Source organism: Granulosicoccus antarcticus IMCC3135, assembly GCF_002215215.1.
In the GTDB taxonomy this organism is placed as follows: domain Bacteria; phylum Pseudomonadota; class Gammaproteobacteria; order Granulosicoccales; family Granulosicoccaceae; genus Granulosicoccus; species Granulosicoccus antarcticus.
This window is the reverse complement of sequence record NZ_CP018632.1, coordinates 2,916,766-2,933,936: the sequence shown is the minus strand read 5'-3', so window position 1 is coordinate 2,933,936 and position 17,171 is coordinate 2,916,766. Positions and strand designations below refer to the sequence as shown.

Annotated in this window: 14 protein-coding genes; 7 read left to right on the top strand and 7 right to left on the bottom strand. The window is 52.7% G+C overall.

Annotation, left to right across the window (positions count from 1 at the left end; all coding sequences use genetic code 11):
- Window position 1: 1 nt before the first annotated feature.
- A complete protein-coding gene (gene sseA / locus IMCC3135_RS12725) occupies window positions 2-844 on the bottom strand; it encodes a 3-mercaptopyruvate sulfurtransferase (RefSeq protein WP_088917960.1) in 843 nt (280 codons plus the stop codon).
- Between the two features lie 167 nt (window positions 845-1,011).
- On the opposite strand from sseA, the gene IMCC3135_RS12720 reads away from it, so the two are divergent.
- Together IMCC3135_RS12720 and IMCC3135_RS12715 are read left to right on the top strand one after the other, a co-directional pair.
- Window positions 1,012-1,494, top strand: a complete 483-nt coding sequence (locus IMCC3135_RS12720; protein WP_088917959.1) for a c-type cytochrome — start codon at window positions 1,012-1,014, stop codon at window positions 1,492-1,494.
- A 62-nt stretch (window positions 1,495-1,556) separates the two neighbouring features.
- Window positions 1,557-2,234: a cytochrome b/b6 domain-containing protein gene (locus IMCC3135_RS12715; protein WP_157735949.1), complete on the top strand. Its 678-nt coding sequence runs from the start codon at window positions 1,557-1,559 to the stop codon at window positions 2,232-2,234.
- 3 nt (window positions 2,235-2,237) lie between these two features.
- Here the strand turns inward: IMCC3135_RS12715 and IMCC3135_RS12710 are convergent, their stop codons facing one another.
- The 5 genes from IMCC3135_RS12710 to IMCC3135_RS12690 all read right to left on the bottom strand — a co-directional run bounded on the left by IMCC3135_RS12710 (window position 2,238) and on the right by IMCC3135_RS12690 (window position 7,974).
- Window positions 2,238-2,870: a glutathione S-transferase family protein gene (locus IMCC3135_RS12710; RefSeq protein ID WP_088921823.1), complete on the bottom strand. Its 633-nt coding sequence runs from the start codon at window positions 2,868-2,870 to the stop codon at window positions 2,238-2,240.
- A 115-nt stretch (window positions 2,871-2,985) separates the two neighbouring features.
- Window positions 2,986-4,092 (bottom strand): ABC transporter permease, encoded by a 1,107-nt coding sequence (locus IMCC3135_RS12705; RefSeq protein WP_088917957.1) that lies wholly within the window; start codon window positions 4,090-4,092, stop codon window positions 2,986-2,988.
- A complete protein-coding gene (locus IMCC3135_RS12700; RefSeq protein ID WP_088917956.1) occupies window positions 4,089-5,225 on the bottom strand; it encodes an ABC transporter permease in 1,137 nt (378 codons plus the stop codon). Before IMCC3135_RS12700 ends, IMCC3135_RS12705 begins: the two co-directional genes overlap by 4 nt.
- On the bottom strand, window positions 5,222-6,982 hold the full coding sequence (locus tag IMCC3135_RS12695; protein ID WP_088917955.1) for an ATP-binding cassette domain-containing protein: 1,761 nt from the start codon (window positions 6,980-6,982) through the stop codon (window positions 5,222-5,224). Before IMCC3135_RS12695 ends, IMCC3135_RS12700 begins: the two co-directional genes overlap by 4 nt.
- 2 nt (window positions 6,983-6,984) lie before the next feature.
- On the bottom strand, window positions 6,985-7,974 hold the full coding sequence (locus tag IMCC3135_RS12690; RefSeq protein WP_088917954.1) for an HlyD family secretion protein: 990 nt from the start codon (window positions 7,972-7,974) through the stop codon (window positions 6,985-6,987).
- Between the two features lie 225 nt (window positions 7,975-8,199).
- On the opposite strand from IMCC3135_RS12690, the gene IMCC3135_RS12685 reads away from it, so the two are divergent.
- The 4 genes from IMCC3135_RS12685 to IMCC3135_RS12670 all read left to right on the top strand — a co-directional run bounded on the left by IMCC3135_RS12685 (window position 8,200) and on the right by IMCC3135_RS12670 (window position 14,783).
- Complete coding sequence (locus tag IMCC3135_RS12685) at window positions 8,200-8,571, top strand: hypothetical protein (RefSeq protein ID WP_088917953.1); 372 nt, start codon at window positions 8,200-8,202, stop codon at window positions 8,569-8,571.
- Window positions 8,572-8,637: 66 nt separating this feature from the next.
- Window positions 8,638-11,037 carry an ATP-binding protein gene (locus tag IMCC3135_RS12680; RefSeq protein ID WP_088917952.1) on the top strand — a complete coding sequence of 800 codons (2,400 nt, stop codon included), beginning with the start codon at window positions 8,638-8,640 and terminating at the stop codon, window positions 11,035-11,037.
- A 160-nt stretch (window positions 11,038-11,197) separates the two neighbouring features.
- Window positions 11,198-13,075 (top strand): ATP-binding protein, encoded by a 1,878-nt coding sequence (locus IMCC3135_RS12675; RefSeq protein ID WP_088917951.1) that lies wholly within the window; start codon window positions 11,198-11,200, stop codon window positions 13,073-13,075.
- 25 nt (window positions 13,076-13,100) lie between these two features.
- Window positions 13,101-14,783 carry a LacI family DNA-binding transcriptional regulator gene (locus IMCC3135_RS12670; protein WP_157735948.1) on the top strand — a complete coding sequence of 561 codons (1,683 nt, stop codon included), beginning with the start codon at window positions 13,101-13,103 and terminating at the stop codon, window positions 14,781-14,783.
- An 11-nt stretch (window positions 14,784-14,794) separates the two neighbouring features.
- On the opposite strand, the gene IMCC3135_RS12665 is transcribed toward IMCC3135_RS12670, so the two are convergent.
- On the bottom strand, window positions 14,795-15,958 hold the full coding sequence (locus IMCC3135_RS12665; RefSeq protein WP_088917949.1) for a methyltransferase: 1,164 nt from the start codon (window positions 15,956-15,958) through the stop codon (window positions 14,795-14,797).
- 357 nt (window positions 15,959-16,315) lie between these two features.
- Between IMCC3135_RS12665 and IMCC3135_RS12660 the strand changes: the two genes are divergently transcribed.
- On the top strand, window positions 16,316-17,005 hold the full coding sequence (locus tag IMCC3135_RS12660) for a GntR family transcriptional regulator (protein ID WP_088917948.1): 690 nt from the start codon (window positions 16,316-16,318) through the stop codon (window positions 17,003-17,005).
- Window positions 17,006-17,171 lie beyond the last annotated feature (166 nt).

Genomic DNA, 17,171 nt, shown 5'->3' with positions numbered 1-17,171 from the left:
TTCAGGCCTCGCCGGTGGCAACCGGCATATCCGTCAATGCACCCCACTCCGTCCATGAGCCGTCATACAAGGCAACATTGGACACCCCGATGCACTCCAGGGCCAGACTGATGACAGCGGCAGTTACGCCTGAGCCACAACTGGTAATGATAGGACGCTCGCCGGTTGCATCACGTGCCAGTAGCAAGGCTCGCAATTCGTCATCGGACTTCACATAGCCATTTTCAAGTAGTTCACTGAAAGGCATGCTTTTGCTACCGGGTATATGACCGCTGCGCAGCCCCTGACGCGCCTCCTTTTCAACACCCAGAAAACGCGGGTGCGAACGGGCATCCAGTATCAGGCTATCTCCTGAAACTGATGCCTGCAGTACATCGTCAGCGCTGGCAATAGCGAGCGCAGAACGACCTGCTTCAAAGTGCGCAGGCTCCGGCGTGGCCAAACCTTTTGCAACTGCATGATCCGAACTCAGCCAGGCGGGTAATCCACCATCGAGCACGTACACATTCTGAGCTCCAAAATAGCGGAACATCCACCATACCCGCGCAGCCGAAAACAGCCCCAGGCTGTCATAAACCACGATCGTGTCCGTTTTCGATATACCCAGCTTTCCCGCAGCGCTGGCAAACATGTCGGCCGTGGGCATCGTATGCGGCAAATGACTCGGGCTGGAATGCTCGTCTATGTCGAAGAATACGGCTCCCGGAATATGGACCGTCTCGAATTCACTGCGGGCATCCCGACCTGCTGCCGGTAGATGCCATGAGGCTTCAACAATGCGGATGTCATCATCCTGCAGATGTTGATGCAGCCAGTCTGTCGTAACCAGTGGTCGCATACTCATAAACCGTGTAACTCCTTATTTCAGTGCGCTTGCAAGTTGAAATGCTTTGTTACCAACATGATACAACTACAGCGGAATACTTTGATATGGTCACAATCGTGACGGGTGTCTGCGTGAGCCATCACTTGCCAATCGATTGATCATCAGCTAACAGGATAACTAGCCAAATGACTTCAAGAATATTGACCATTGCTGCCACCGTTGGCGCATTGAGCGCCTTCAGTCTCTTTTCATATGCCGCCGATGAAGGTCCGCACGACGATGCCATCAAAGCTCGCCAGGGCTTGATGCAGCTATATAGCCAGAATCTGGGCATATTGAGCAACATGGCGAAGGAGAAGGCTCCCTATGACGCTGAGATTGCCGCGGAAGCTGCGAACAACCTCACCGCTCTGGCCACTCTGGGTCAAAGTCAGCTCTGGCCTCAAGGTTCCGACAGTGAGACTGAGGGCAATGCCCAGAACCGTGCAGCAGTAGAAATCTGGGAAACCTACCCGGCTATTGCCGAGAAAGGCGAGAAATTCGATGAAGCTGTTGCCATGCTGATGCCTGCTGCTGGCGAAAGCCTTGACGCCCTGCAAGGCGTGGTTGGTGATGTTGGCGGCTCCTGCAAGGGCTGTCACGACGACTTTCGCGTCAAGAAAGATTGATCCCGACAATCTGCATCTAAAGCTCCGGTAAACAACCTGTACATCTTGTCGGTATGGAGACAATGAATAAAACGTCAAAAATCCGCATCTGGGATAGTTGGGTCAGGTTGTTTCACTGGAGCCTGGCAATCAGTGTCGGCTTTCAGCTGCTCAGCGGCGAAACCAGCTGGCAGTTCTACGACTGGCACCGCTCCGTCGGCGAGCTGGTTCTGGCATTGATTCTGTTTCGGGTGCTGTGGGGATTCTGGGGTAGTGGCAATGCCCGCTTTGGGCAATTGTTTCATAGCCCCAAGGCCTCCCTACTTCATCTGGCCGGTTTGTTTCGCCGTGAGCCCTCCGCTGAGCGTGGCCATAATGCCGCCGGCAGCTGGGCAGTTCTTACATTATTGCTGATTATCATGACACAAGCCGTCACCGGTTTTTTCATTGCCGATGAAGACGAATTCATCGAAGGGGCACTGTATGGCAGCCTCTCCGGCTCAGGTACGGATATCGCCATGCGCATCCATTCACTGAATGCTCAGCTGATCCAGATAGTCGTAGCCGTCCATATTCTGATGGTCTTCGCCTACCTGCTATATGCAAAACAGAATCTGATCAAACCCATGATCACCGGCTGGATGAACTGGTCATCCGATGCCACACCACCGCCCGTGACTTTCCAGAAATTCTGGGTCGGGGCGGTGCTGTTTGCCATCTCTGCCGCTGCAGTCGGATACGTTGCCGGCTGGTTTGGCTAAAGACTACTTGGGCATCGGTATTGCCTGAGCCGAGGAAGGCTGGGCATAACCGCGCTGGAATCCGGGACGATCTGCCAGTTCCAGATACCAGCGTTTGACGTTGGCGAAATCATTCAGATCAATACGCTGAAATTCGTATCGTGATGCCCACGGCCAGATCGCCATATCTGCGATTGTCAGTGAATCACCAGCAACATAAGCCGTTTCTGCCAGCTGTCGATCCAGCACACCGTACAGACGAAGTGCCTCGGTACCATAGCGTTTTTCAGCATATTCCGAGGTACCCGGATTGAACTGCAGGAAGTGATGCGCCTGCCCCAGCATGGGACCAAACCCACCCATCTGCCACATCAACCACTCCATGCATTTCCAGTATTCCGGCGTGCCTTCTGCGGCTAGAAACTGGCCTGACTTGCGTGCCAGATACATGAGAACAGCACCCGACTCAAAGACCGTCGTATCACCGTCACGGATGGCAGGAATCTTGTTATTGGGGCTGACTTTCAGAAATTCCGGCGCAAACTGATCATCTTTGCCTATATCGATTGCATGGACTGTGTAGTCCAAGCCCATTTCTTCCAGAGCGATGGACACCTTGCGGCCGTTAGGCGTGCCCCACGTATAGAGTTCGATCATAGTTACCTGTTTGCGATGTTGCGGAAAGGGTCTCAGCTGAGGCGTCAGACTATCATGCAGCCGCATGAGTTCCCTTCCCTGTCTGCCTTGGCTTATCCTTGATTTTATCCTTGGTTTATTCCAGCCTTCGGCGTACCAGCACGACAGCAACGCTCAGAGAGACGCCTGCGATGCACAGCAAAGGCAGTAAATTACGGAACACGTCGACTGCGGGCAACGCCTTCAGAAACAAGCCTTGCACTATCACCAGATACCATCGCAATGGATTACCAATCGATAGAAACTGTAGCCATTGAGGCATGTTCTCCACCGGCGTGGCAAAACCGGATGTCAGCACCACCGGAACGATAATCGCAAAGGCCCCCAGGATGGCCTGCTGTTGTGTCTTGCTGATCGCAGATACCGACAAGCCGATGCCCACCCCTGAGAGTATGAATAAGGGCAACGTCACGGCCAGTAAAGCTGGATTGCCGGTGAAGGGTATCTGGAAAATGAGAATACCGACAAGCACCATGACAGTGCCAAGTACGGAACCGATCAGAACCGCTGGCAGGCTCTTGCCAATAATTATTTCGGTGGCCGATATCGGTGATACCAGTAATTGTTCGAAGGTACCCAGCTCTCGTTCACGTGCAATGGACAATGCCGTCACGAGCATGGCTATCAGCAAGGCCAGCACCCCGGACAGGCTTGGCACGATGAACCAGGAATACAACAGATTTGGATTGAACCAGTGACGTACCCTAAGACCTGCTTGCACGGTTTTTGGCATCACATCACTGGCAAGGGCTGCCACAATACTGGTCACATAACCGCTTGCGACTTGCGCGGCATTGGCACGACGACCATCAAGCAACAATTGCACTCCAGTCGGATTGCCTCTGCCGATTTCACGCGAAAAATCAGCAGCGACGACCAAACCCAGCAGCACCTTGCGTTCATCTATCATTGCGCCAAGCTCCTTGATTGAGCGCGTGAGAATGACATCAGTAATAAACGGGGTTGCATCAAGCTGCTGAACCAATCGTGTGCCGTAGTCTCCGGCATCAAGATCAAGCACGGCCACTTTCACATTCCGAACCTCAAGAGTAATGGCAAACGAGAAGATCAACAGCTGCATCAATGGTGGAGCTATCAATATCAGGCGAGTGCGCGGATCCCGCAGATAGCTCAGCAGCTCCTTGATAACCAATGTCTGCAAGCGACTCAACGATGCCATCATTCATCAAGTCCTCGCCGTGAAAACCAGACGGCCAGAAGTACCAGCGCGACACCCTGGCATGCCAGGATCAACATGTCTTTTCCCAACAGGCACCAGACATCGCCCGCCAGAAACACGGTTTGCAAGCCCTCAACATACCAACGCGCAGATACCAATGTCGTCAGGGCACGGATTGGCAAGGGCATACTTTCAATCTCGAACAAAAATCCGGACAGCAGAAAAGCAGGCAGAAAACCCGTGATCAAGGCAATCTGAGCGGCAATGAACTGATTTCTGGCAATCGCCGATATGAGCAATCCCTGACCCAGTGCCGGCAGGAGAAAAACTATCGACAGTAATAACAAGGCTGTCAAAGAGCCGCGCAGAGGCACCTCGAAAACCATCAGGCTGACCGATGTGCAGACCACCGTTGCAGCCAGACCCAGGATGAAATAAGGCGCCAGTTTGGCAAGCAGAATTTCTGCTGTACTCGCAGGTGTAGACAGCAGGGCTTCCATGGTGCCCCGCTCCCATTCTCGCGATACCACCAGGGCGGTCAACAAGGTGGCGATCATCGTCATGATGATTGCAATGGCCCCTGGCAGCAGAACACGTCGACTCTCCAGTTCGGGGTTGAACCAGAATCGCGGCTCGGCAGTTATCAAGGCCTGACTGGCCGCTGCAGGCATGCCCATCTCATCACCAGGATAAGATGCCAACCACGTCTTGTAGATACCCAGGGCGTAATTTGAGACAAAGGTAGCTGTGTTCGGTTGTGAGCCGTCAGTGATTAACTGCAGGGTGATGTCCCGGGGCGCCGTTGCAAACTGCGCTTCGTAATCCGCAGGTATCACCAGCATGCCGCGAATGTCCCCTGCCAGAAGTTGAGGCTCCAACTCCCTGCGATCATGCGCCACCCGGACATCCAGCCACTCACTTGACTCAAAGGCTGCAAGCAGGTCAGTTGAGGCAGGACCTTCGCTCTGGATAATGACACCAAACCGTACACCCTTCACATCAAGCGAGACGGCATACGCAAAGAGAAACAATAATATAAACGGCATCACCAGTGCGATCAGCAACGCGGATGGATCACGCAGTACCTGTATCGACTCCTTGTGGACCAGTGCACGCAGGCGACGTCTCCTGCTCATGACTCTACTCCACCGCGCTCTTTGCCTACCAGACGAATGAACGCCTCCTCCATCGTCGGCTCAGGCAGTGTTTCGCTGACAACCATCGCCTTCAATGCATCAGGTGTATCAAGCTTGACAAGCTTCCCATTCTGCATCAAGGCAATCCGGTCGCAATACTCAGCTTCATCCATGAAGTGTGTCGTGACCATCACGGTGACGCGCTTCTTGACCAGCCCTGAAATATGCGTCCAGAATTCACGGCGAGTGACCGGATCCACACCCGATGTTGGCTCGTCCAGAAACAGCACACTGGGCCGATGCATCAGAGCACAGGCAAGTGCAAGTCTCTGCCTGAAACCCAATGGCAAGCTCTCAGGCGACACATTCAGCACATCACCCAACTGAAAGGAATCGATCATCTCTTCGATTCTCTGCCGACGCAACGGGCCACGTAAACCATAGGCGCCTGAGAAAAAATCCAGATTCTGCCGGACAGATAACAAGCCATACAAAGAGAATTTCTGAGCCATATAACCCAGTTGTGATTTCGCCATGGCCGGTGCAGCTACCAGATCATGACCTGCAACCCTTGCTACACCTTCACTGGGGCGCAGCAAGCCACAAAGCATTCTGAAGGTTGTCGATTTGCCTGCCCCATTGGGACCCAGCAAGCCGAATACTTCTCCGGTTTTAACAGAAAAGCTGACGTCATCTGTCGCCACAAAATCGCCAAAACGACGAGTCAGATGCGAACACTCAACCATGACATCACGCTGCGTATCGACGGTTTGCATGCGCTCGGCAATTAGCGAATGTCCATCCGGCCCACCGCCCAACAAATCGATAAAGGCGTCCTCGAAACGCGATAAAACAGGCTCAAGTCGTGCACCTGCCTGCTCGGCCAGTCTTTGTAACGATGACTGATCGGCCACTGGCGTACGGACCAGACGAACGCTATCGCCCTGAATAACGCCGTCACAAACAGCAGGCAGTGCCAGTGCCGAGCTCAGCAGTGCTCGCCTGTCCCCCTGAATGCCGACAACGCGATAACTTCTGCCTGCAAGCCTTGACGTCAGTTCTTGCGGCGCACCTGCAAATAACAAGGAACCTTGTTCAAGCAACAACACCGACTCGCAGCGTTCTGCCTCATCCAGATAGGCTGTCGCCCAGATCACTGCCATACCATCGCCAGCCAGCTCCTGCACCATGCGCCACAGCTCCTGGCGACTCACCGGATCCACGCCGACACTGGGCTCATCCAGAAGCAACACATCCGGCTTGCCCATCAATGCACAAGCGAGTCCCAGTTTCTGCTTCATGCCACCTGACAGGTTTCCAGCACGTCGGGCGGCAAAGGGTTTCAGTCGGGTGAAATCGTAGAGCCTGTCGAATACTTCAGACTGCTCACTGACAGCGACGTCCTTGAGATCCGCATAGAGTTTCAGGTTCTCCGCCACCGATAAATCTTCATAGAGACCAAAACGTTGTGGCATGTAACCGATGCAGCAGTGCACCGCTTCGGCAGCTGTAACCACATCATGGCCCATGACCCGAACAAGCCCTTCATCCGGGGCCATCAAGGCTGCCAGCATGCGTAGCAGGGTCGTCTTGCCAGCCCCGTCAGGCCCTACCAGACCGGTCAATCGACCAGGCAACACGTCGACATCCAGTTGTCGAATAGCCGTCACTGACTTGAAACGCTTGACCACTCCCCGGATTACGATAGCCGGTTCATGGCCACAGTCAGGGGCTAGTTCGGTTATTTGCCGGGTCATGGCTACGGCATGACATCAGGCAATACAATCGTCACCGGCATTCCCTGTCGCAAGCCTTGATCGGCATCCTTGACCAGAATGCGTAAACGGTAGACCAGTGACGTTCTGAGCTCAGGGGTCTGCACCGTTTTAGGCGTGAATTCAGCGCTTGGCGATATAAAACCAATCTGGCCGGTGTAGCGAGCGCCGTTGTCCGTATGAATACTGACCTGGGTGCCGGGGGCAATACTCGAAAGCATGGGCTCCTCAGCATAAGCACGCACGTAAAGCTGATCGGTCAACGCCAATGTATAAACCGACTGACCAATTGCGAGCATGGAACCTGGCTCATATATACGGGTACTTATGATTCCTGCCGTTGGTGCAGTTAATACCGTGTCTGCCAAGGTTCGGGCCGCCTGGTCTCGTTGGGCTTGAACAACAGCAACGAGCGCCTCTGCCGCCTTGATATCCTGCGGACGAGCACCCGCGGCAGCCAATGCAAGTGCCTCTTCTGCAGAGACCAGCCTGGCGGCAGCACTTTCTCTTAAAGTCTGGGCGCTCTCTAACAGAGTACGACTCGTACTCTGCGTTCGCAGTAACTGAGCCTGTCGTTCCGCCCCGCGCTGCGCATCATCAAATGCCGCCTGAGCATCCCTGACTGCCGCGCGTGCCTGGGCAATCTCCTGTGGTCGGGACCCTGCACGAATACTGGCCAGTTGCGCCTCGGCATGTGCCAGCTCGGCATCGGCTATTTTCACATTGCCCTCAGCAGGCCCACTATCCAGACTGGCCAGAGAGTCCCCGGTAGCGACAAGATCTCCTTCTTCGACATTCATGCTCTGCAAACGGCCACTGGTGCGGAACGCCAGTTGCAATTCACGCACATCGACATTGCCGTAGAGCGGTGTCTCGATAGCGGCGTTACTCGACCAAGGGCGTATCCAGAACAAAAATGCCAGAGACACCAGAAGAAAAATCGTACCGGCAAGCAATTTGGATTTCAACGCCATGCAATCAGGCTTCGGTTCAGGCAACAGGCCTGATTATGAACCTCGAGGCATAGCTATTGCACTATATCCTCACAGATCCTGATATAGATCAAACGCGTAAACGTAAATAATCATGCCAAATTTCCTCTCTGTTGCGCAGCCCGAATACAAGCGATGTAACATAAATCGCTACTACTCGTTCACATTGACCCCGATTCAACTGACTTAAAACCGACTCGACAATCCATGCCCAAAATCACATCGCCTTACGCCGTCTACCACTCCATGCTCGAGCCCTGGACTCGTCTGGCAACGGGCTCACCTGACGTAGTCAATCTGAGACTGGTTGCGATGCCCTGGTTATGGATCAGCGATCCGATGCAAGCCTCTCGGGAAATGCAACAGATGATCACCGAAAAGCACGAAGCCTTGAGCGAAACCATTGTCGCCATCAGTCAGACCCCCATGCAGCTGTGGGTAGACATCATGAGCGCCTGCTGGAGTGCTAACCCATGTCAGTCTGTCAACGAGGCATTCATCGACAGTAGTCAGCGCCTGGCTTACCCGTCCAATAGTCGTGTCCTGGCCAATCAGGAACGTCTGGGCACCTCACGCTAGTCCGGCGTTATGCAGTGCTGATTGCTATAGTTAACGCTATCGCTCATTACCCTTGGACACAGCAGCATGTCAATGGAAACACCTGCCGGCCATTACTATCTCGGCCTCAACGAGACAGATAATCAGCCGCTGTTTCTCAAAGCTTCCGATCTGACTACCCACGGGGTCATCGTTGGCATGACCGGATCAGGCAAAACAGGCCTTGGCGTTGTTTTACTCGAAGAGGCCCTGCAAGCAGGCACACCTGCCTTGATCATTGATCCCAAGGGTGACATGGGTAACTTGTTGCTCAGTTTTCCCAGTCTCCTGCCCACCGATTTCATGCCCTGGATCAGCGAATCTGAAGCCGCTGGTGACTTGCCAACAGCGGCCTACGAAAAGGCCGAACTCTGGAAGTCGGGACTGCAAAAAGCCGGCATCGAGCCGGCACGCATCAAAGCCTTGCATGAAAAAGCCGACTTTTCAATCTATACACCAGGCTCCACTGCCGGTATACCGCTGAATATTATCGGCACGCTCAAAGCCCCGGCCGAAGGTACCGACCCCGAGGCCATGCAAGACGAGATTGACGGATTCGCCTCCTCCATTCTGGGATTGATCGGCATCCAGAGCGACCCCTTGAGCAGCCGCGAACACATACTCCTGTCCAATATCATCTACTGGAACTGGAGCCAGGGCCGTGATCTGGATCTGGGCATGTTGATCGGGCTAGTACAACAGCCTCCCATGCGAAAACTGGGCGTCATTGATCTGGATACATTCTTCCCTCCCGGTGATCGAGTCAAGTTGGCCATGAAGCTCAATGGCCTGGCGGCCTCACCTTCTTTTGCCAGCTGGAATGAAGGGCCGGAACTGGATATACAGAAATTATTGTATTCCGATACCGGCAAGGCACAGGCAGCCATCGTGTGCCTGTCTCACCTGTCTGAGGAAGAACGGCAGTTCGTCGTAACGCTGCTACTCTCAAAGATGGTTACCTGGATGCGGGCGCAACCGGGTACCAGTGACTTGCGCGCACTTATCTATATGGACGAGGTGTTTGGTTATGTGCCACCAGTCGGAGCACCGCCTTCGAAGAAACCAATCCTGACGATTCTCAAACAAGCCCGTGCATTTGGTGTTGGACTTGTATTATCAACACAAAACCCGGTGGATATAGACTACAAGGCAATCTCCAATGCGGGCACCTGGATGATCGGTCGACTGCAAACTGAACGGGACAAACAACGCCTGCTCGACGGCATGGGTTCCTCGGACGGGGCCGTCGATCTGAAAGCCATCAGTGACAGCATATCCAGATTGGAAAAGCGTGAATTCGTATTGCATTCCACGCGTACCAGACAACCCCAATCGTTCCATACTCGCTGGGCCATGTCTTATCTGGCTGGCCCCTTGACTCGCGATCAGATAAGTCTACTGACACCTCCGGAAAAGCGACAGGCAGTCACCCGTCGCAGCTCAGACAACGGGACTGGTGCAAGTCACGAGGACTCCGCAGTTGTCGAGCTGGCAGACAATGAAAGTGCCATTGCGCCACGAATTGCAGACACAGCCCCGGTTCGCTATCTGGATCCTGCCGTCCCTTATGCTGACATCATCGGCGCATCCGCAGGTGGCAAGCGCCTGGAGGCTGGCATCGCGGTGCGGGTACATATGCTGTTTGACGACACCAAGTCCAAACTGCGACATGAAGTCGAATGGGAAGCCATATTCACACCACTATCCAGGGTTATTGACGGCGACGATGCCTTGCTTGTCGATTTCGATGATCGCGATCTGAGACGCGCTGCTCCCGAACAAGCGATCTATAAACTGCCGGATGCAAAGATTCAGAACAAAACCTATTTCACTTCGGCAAAAAAAATCATCAAGGATCATATTTACAGAAATCAGGAAGTGGAGCTTTTTCACAACCCTGCTCTGAAAGTCTTCTCACGCATAGGCGAGAGTCAGGCAGATTTTGAAATGCGTTGTCAGCTTGTGGCCGACGAACAGACAGATAAAGACGCAGACAAACTTCGCCAGATACTGGCCAAAAAAACAGATCGCATCAATGCAGCTATCGAGGTCTCTGAAGATAAGCTTCGAGAACTGCAATTTGATGCAGCTAGCCGCAAGAAAGATCAACGCACCACGCAAGTCATGGATATCGCCGGTGGACTACTGGGTGGGTTACTGGGTGGCAGGCGCAGTACACGCTCCATCATCACCGGAGGCCTGCGACGCAGTCAAAGCAAGGGACGTTTGGTAGCTCGCGCCGAAGAGCGTCTGAAAACGGCTGAGAACCGCTACAACGAGCTTCTGGAAGATCGCGACCAACTCGAAGACTCGCTCGGTGAGGATCTGTTCGAAATACAGAATGAGTGGTCGGACAAGGCCAGTGAGATAACAACACTGATTATCGGTCTTGAAAAAGCCGATATCAGCATTGATGATGTAACACTAGTCTGGATACCCTGCGACTGATCACTCAACCGGCTAATCAGCTTATTACAGCTTGATTAGCCAGTATTTTTCAGATAATCATTTGATTACCAGCGAACGAAAGAGTCACACGCAGAGTTTATGAAGCAAGTGATTACCCATTAGATGTTGCATATTCTACGCGCGTGCGTCATAAAGCCCAATGGCCAACCAAGTCAATATTCCGCTGAATGCGCTTGATCAGCCATTCGGTTCTCATCAGGACGTGCACTATACCCTGATACCCTATTTCGTCGGCATGATCTTGTGGGGAGGTTTCTTCGTCTATGAGAGGTTGAGCCAGAAACAACATCGGCAAGTCGGTGACCGATTCCTGTTAAACAGCATTGCATTCTGCTTTCTGACAGAGCTGCTGCTTTTCACCGTCAATGCCTTGCTCATCGAGGATATGGTTCATGCCAACCTACTCCTGCCGTTCTGGCCACCCTTGCAAGCCTTGCTGGTCTCTCTCTGCCGGATCCTGATAGCTACCGCCTTTCTACAATTGCTGCTCAAGTCTCGTACAAGTTATCAAGGCTATCTGGCACTGTCATTGTCCATGCTTTCGCTCGCCTATCTGGTAGCAGCTCCAAGCTGGTTGAATGACAGTGCCAACAATACAGCCTTGCTGTTCTCGGAAACATCTGAAAGCTGGTTCGTCTACGGTAGTTCAGCGGCTCTTCTGATGGTCGCAGTCATTCTCTCGCTGGTGGGCAGCCGTCGACGAGTCCGACTGCCGATTGCCGCCGGTTTGCTACTTATATTTATCGATGCAACGCTGAATTTATTGAGACTGGATATTCCCCTCGTCCAACCGATTCCAGCACACGGCTTCATTGCCAATATGGCCATTCTGTTATTGGCCTACGCATCTGTCAGCTTTCGCAAAGGCAACCAGAGGCAACGGGAACAAGGTATCCAGAATTCAGAGCGTCTGGAAGCATTAGGCCAGCTTTCCTCAGGCATCGCACATGATTTCAACAATCACTTGCAAATCATACTGGGATACGTGGAGTTGGCCAGAAATCAAAAAAACCAATCGACATCGATTGATACAGCGCTGGACAGAATAGAAGATGCAGCCGATGCAGCCGGCACCCTGGTCAATCAGTTATTGACGTTCAGCCGTGGACAAAAGACTGAATTTACGCTTATTGACTTGAACGAACTGATCATGGGCGTGACTCCCATGGTCTCAAGGCTATTGGGCCCGGATATCAGAATCGAACATGATCTGGATCTGAGCACCTCCCGTGTCAATGCCGACAAGCGCATGATAGAGCAAGTTTTTTTCAACCTGGTTATCAATGCACGGGACGCCATGAGCCAAGGTGGAACCATTCTTGTCGCAACCAGCATGATTGAATTTCCGCCATCATCAGATCATGAAGAAACCAGGGGCTTGCGAACTCGCCTGACTATCAGCGATACCGGATACGGCATGGACACACAAACGCTACGACGTGCGTTCGAGCCCTTTTATACGACCAAACCAGTCGGTGAAGGCTGCGGACTAGGCCTGGCAACAGTCTATGGCATCGTACAAAAACACGGTGCGCAGGTGAGCATAGAGACTCAACCTGGCAAATTCACGAAAATGCATATCGACTTTCCCTTGCCACCCGACACTCTTGTAGAAGACACTAAAGCTGCTATCTTGCAACTGACAGGTAACGGTGAAACCATTTTGCTGACCGAAGATGAAATTGCCATTCGGGATTTAGCCAAGTCGTTTTTAACCTCCTCAGGTTACCGGGTACTTGTTGCGAACGATGGTCAGCATGCCATCAATATTGTGAGTACTTATCATGGCCAGATCGACTTGTGCCTGTTTGATGTCATCATGCCACGCATGAATGGTTATCAGGCCTACGACAAGATCATCAGTCAGGGTACATCCATCCCTGCTCTATTCATTACAGGCAGCACCAGTCGAGCAGAGAAACTTAGACAGCAGCACCCGCATCTACAAAAACCTTTTAACAGTGAAGCCTTGTTACTCGCAGTTCGAGGCGTTTTAAATCAGACCGAAAATGTTTGAACGGAGTCCGGACATTCAAAAATCGATGCAAGCACGACCACTCATTGCCATGATCGGCGATCAATACTCTACCTACCAGAAGCCAATCGTGGCCAGCATGCATCGCCTGCTCAAACGCTCAGGCTATGGTTTGCTCTATGCCTGTGGTGGAGCTCTCAGGCCCACTGCTGATTGGGATTCCAGCAGACCTGTGTCCCGCAATGCAATCTATACCCTGGCGAGAGACTTTCCGGTTGCAGGCTTTGTCGTTCTCAGCAGCGCAGTTGGCAACCATGCTGATGCAACACAATTAGCTGAATTTGCACAACGATTCACCCATAAGCCCATCGTCTGCCTGGGCTCTTCAGTAGCAAATCTGTCATGCGTCTCCATGGACAATTACGCACTCGTGACACAGCTGATGAATCATATGACTCAAGATCCATCACGCCGACGTTTTGTCTTCATTCGTGGCTATGCCAACAGCCCCAACTCGCAATCACGCGAAGCTGCGTTTCGCAACGCATTGAACAAACATCAGATCGCCATTGATGAATCATTGTTTATCGATGGCAGCTTTCAAGGCGTTGATGCCTATTATGCAATGGATAAGCTACTGAAGCGAACACACGACATTCACGCGGTGGTTGCCGCCAATGATGTGATGGCACAGAGCGCCATTCATGCACTCACCAAGCACGGATTACGAATTCCCGAAGACGTTATTGTCTCTGGTTTTGATAACCGTTCGGAGACAGCCTCATCGGGGCCATCGCTAACCAGCGTCAAATACTCGATGGACAGCTTCTGCGGATTGGCTGTAGAGAGTTTGCTGACTCAAATAAAGTCCGGTATTTTCCTCAGTGCCGACAACACGACGGTTTGCCCACCAGCGCAACTCGTGATTCGTGGATCAACCGAACCCGCCTTGCTACCAACCAGACGTCATGTGCCGACACCCAGAGTCTTCGAGGCAATGGAATTTCGTGAATCACTGTTACGTAGTTTGAAGAACCTTGAGACACCCGATGGCCTGGACCCCGAGATCGTCGTCAGCGATGTGGTCTCCATGCTGGTCAATGGTGCAGATTACAGCGGCACACGCCTGCATACTGCCTTACTCGAATTGCACAATCGACCTGCGCATATCTACTGGTGGCGCCACTTGCTTCAGCAATTAACAACGAACCTGCAGCTGCATGGCAGCGAAGGTCTGTCTGCCGATGCCCTGGCGCATACGGCCTCGATTCTGGGACAGATCCAGACAACGATCTGGAACGTCGAGAATGCAATCAAACTGGAGAACGAACGGCACTTTGAGAGTGTCAACCGAATGCAAAGCAGCCTGAACCGGGTAAACAACATGGGCGAGCTACTGACTGTTCTAAAGTCAACGCCCTCACAATCCACGGTCAATGCCTGGTTCATCTGCCTCTACAAACAGAGTGGTAATCAGCCGGACGAGATGGCCAGGCTTTTATATCAATACCCTCCCAACTCAAGCCTTGACACCGATACCTTGTTCCCCAGCGCTGACGTTCTGCCAGGGGACTACCTGCAATACAATATCGTCGGCTCTCTCATACTGGAACCCTTGTGCGCAGGCTCCAGTCATCTGGGTTATATCGTCGTCGATGCCAAGAAAGAGCAGCACTACACAAGATCAAATCTGACCGCAATCGCAGACATTATTGCCAATGTCTTGTGGCGCTTGTTGAACGAGCATTGAATCCACGCTTATCAGCGCTTCACAGCCCTGAAAACCACGAATTTCTTGTTGGAGGCAACGGTCCTGCAGTGACCAAAAAGACGCTGCAGGCTCGAGCCGTAGTCAAGGTGCCGGTTTGATACCACCCAGAGCTCTCCGCCCTGCTCCAGACAACGCTTACTGTCGAGGAACATAGCCTGAGCGATTCGATCCCCCAGTACGTGTTGCTGGTGAAATGGTGGATTGCAGAGCACCAGTTTGGTCGACTCGGCTGCGCGATGTTCCAGACTATCGGCCACCACAAAGCTCGGCGCTGATCCGGATTCAGTCTCTGACCCAACTCCTGACTCAAGCTCCGATGACTCGCCCGGAATCAATGTCTGATAATTCAAGATGGCAGACGCCACCGCCGAGTAGGACTCGTCGATAAACTGAACTTTTGCCTCGGGCTGGCGCTGCTGCAACCTGATTCCCAGAACACCATTGCCACAACCCAGATCGATTGCGTCATCAACCCGAGGCAGCTGATCATATTGGGAGAGCAGAAAGCGGGCACCGTGATCCAGATGATCTCGGGAAAACACGTTGGCATGGTTGAACAGGGCAATCTGCATCTCAGCATCATGAAACTGCGTCGGATAGGGCGATTCGGGCGCCGCCAGAGTCTCGTCGATTGTTGCAAATATCAAACGTGCTTTCTTGACACCCAATGAGGTTGTCACTGGCCCAAGATATTGTTCGAAGCAGGCAAAGGCCGATTTTTGCAGATGCTTGATCATGGCGCCAGCAACGATGATCGTACCGGCATGCACATGGGGACGCAGTCGTGCTAGCTGGTCTTCGAGCAAAGCAGTCGTTTTGGGAACCCGTATCAGCACCAGGTCAAACATCCCTTGAGGCGCCTCGGTAGAGGGCAAAGCTCTCAAGGGTGTGTCGATATCGTTGTTCAGCAGATTTTCGGCGGCTGCACGATGGCTTAAACTCGAATCTGACCAGCTCACGGGTGAGTAGTGGTGCAGACAGGTCGCCAGCGCACCGTAGGAATCATTGATCAACAGAACACGGGGCGATTGTGGCAGTTCCAACGTAGCGACATGTTGCAGAACAAATTCATCTGCCGCATCCCAGGCCTGCAGAGGGTCGTTCTGAACCCGCGGCCAGCGATGCAACCGGAATCCATCGCAAGGTCCAGGCATGCTGCCTGTGCTTCCACTATTCATTTATATTTACAGTCGATCGGCAACAGGGCAACGGCTGCCCGAGCATGATGATACTCGGGCAGCGGTTGAACTGCAGCTCTAAGGGCTCAGCAAACCTTGATGCCGTCGAGTATCAAGAGAACAACAGCCCGCCATTGATGTCGAGATTAGTGCCTGTCATGAATGAAGACTCTGAGCTGGCACCCTCAAAAGTTGAGTCGTCGGCCAGTTTGCGATAGGCTGCAAGCTACTGCAGATAATCTTGTATGGTAGTTTATAAGATGTAAGCACAATAATCGCAATGGTAAAGTGTCGACGACTAATCGCTGATTTCACAACTGAACGGGATAACGCATGAACAGCTCTAACCTGGATATCAACCAGGTACGCAGAACGACCGCTGACGAGTTGTTTGATCTGCTGCGTACAGATATTGAAAATCTGACTCTGGTGCCGGGAACCAAACTTTCCGAAGCCAATGTGGCTCGCCAGTACAGTGTCTCCCGACAGCCAGTTCGCGAAGCATTGATTCGGCTGGATCACCTGAAGCTGGTGGAAATTCAACCGCAAAAGGCCACCATCGTTCGTCGCATATCCAGATCTGCCATCAAGCAGGCTCGCTTTACACGTCTCTCAGTGGAACTGGAAATAGCGCGGCGCGCCTGCGAGCTTTACCACGGTGAACTCGATGAACAATTTCAACAGAATCTTGAACAGCAAAATGCCGTTCTGGACAGCGGCAGCCTGGATCGATTCAACGCGCTGGATAAGACATTTCACAACCTGCTCTGCACCGCGGCTGATTGTCTGATGGCAGTTGACATCATTCAGCAATGCAAGATGCAGGTAGATCGTCTGTGCCTGCTAGCTCTGACGGATGTCGAGGCGGCAAGACAAATACTGACCGATCACCACGCCATTCTGAACAGCCTGCAAGACAAGGATATCGAACGCCTTTGCCAAGTGACCACCCGGCATCAACACCGACTCGATAGCACCGTGGATCATGTGCAGCGGGATCACGCAGACTACTTCGACGACTGACTACGTCACAAACCGGGTGAATAATCAGGCTCCCACGCAAAGGAATTTAGTGCGGACGGAACCTTGTTCCAATTCTCGAAGGTATACTCTGCTCATCTTGGAAAAAGTTTCATGACGATACATACCAAACCGGTTGGGTACAGTCGGTATGTAGTCAGGCGAAAAC

Coding starts and splice junctions, on each gene's coding strand:
- IMCC3135_RS12660 (WP_088917948.1), top strand. CDS start 16,316: ATGAACAGCTCTAACCTGGATATCAACCAGGTACGCAGAACGACCGCT.
- IMCC3135_RS12710 (WP_088921823.1), bottom strand. CDS start 2,870: ATGATCGAACTCTATACGTGGGGCACGCCTAACGGCCGCAAGGTGTCC.
- IMCC3135_RS12690 (WP_088917954.1), bottom strand. CDS start 7,974: ATGGCGTTGAAATCCAAATTGCTTGCCGGTACGATTTTTCTTCTGGTG.
- IMCC3135_RS12720 (WP_088917959.1), top strand. CDS start 1,012: ATGACTTCAAGAATATTGACCATTGCTGCCACCGTTGGCGCATTGAGC.
- IMCC3135_RS12665 (WP_088917949.1), bottom strand. CDS start 15,958: ATGCCTGGACCTTGCGATGGATTCCGGTTGCATCGCTGGCCGCGGGTT.
- IMCC3135_RS12695 (WP_088917955.1), bottom strand. CDS start 6,982: ATGACCCGGCAAATAACCGAACTAGCCCCTGACTGTGGCCATGAACCG.
- IMCC3135_RS12700 (WP_088917956.1), bottom strand. CDS start 5,225: ATGAGCAGGAGACGTCGCCTGCGTGCACTGGTCCACAAGGAGTCGATA.
- IMCC3135_RS12685 (WP_088917953.1), top strand. CDS start 8,200: ATGCCCAAAATCACATCGCCTTACGCCGTCTACCACTCCATGCTCGAG.
- IMCC3135_RS12680 (WP_088917952.1), top strand. CDS start 8,638: ATGTCAATGGAAACACCTGCCGGCCATTACTATCTCGGCCTCAACGAG.
- IMCC3135_RS12670 (WP_157735948.1), top strand. CDS start 13,101: ATGCAAGCACGACCACTCATTGCCATGATCGGCGATCAATACTCTACC.
- IMCC3135_RS12715 (WP_157735949.1), top strand. CDS start 1,557: ATGAATAAAACGTCAAAAATCCGCATCTGGGATAGTTGGGTCAGGTTG.
- IMCC3135_RS12705 (WP_088917957.1), bottom strand. CDS start 4,092: ATGATGGCATCGTTGAGTCGCTTGCAGACATTGGTTATCAAGGAGCTG.
- IMCC3135_RS12675 (WP_088917951.1), top strand. CDS start 11,198: ATGGCCAACCAAGTCAATATTCCGCTGAATGCGCTTGATCAGCCATTC.
- sseA (WP_088917960.1), bottom strand. CDS start 844: ATGAGTATGCGACCACTGGTTACGACAGACTGGCTGCATCAACATCTG.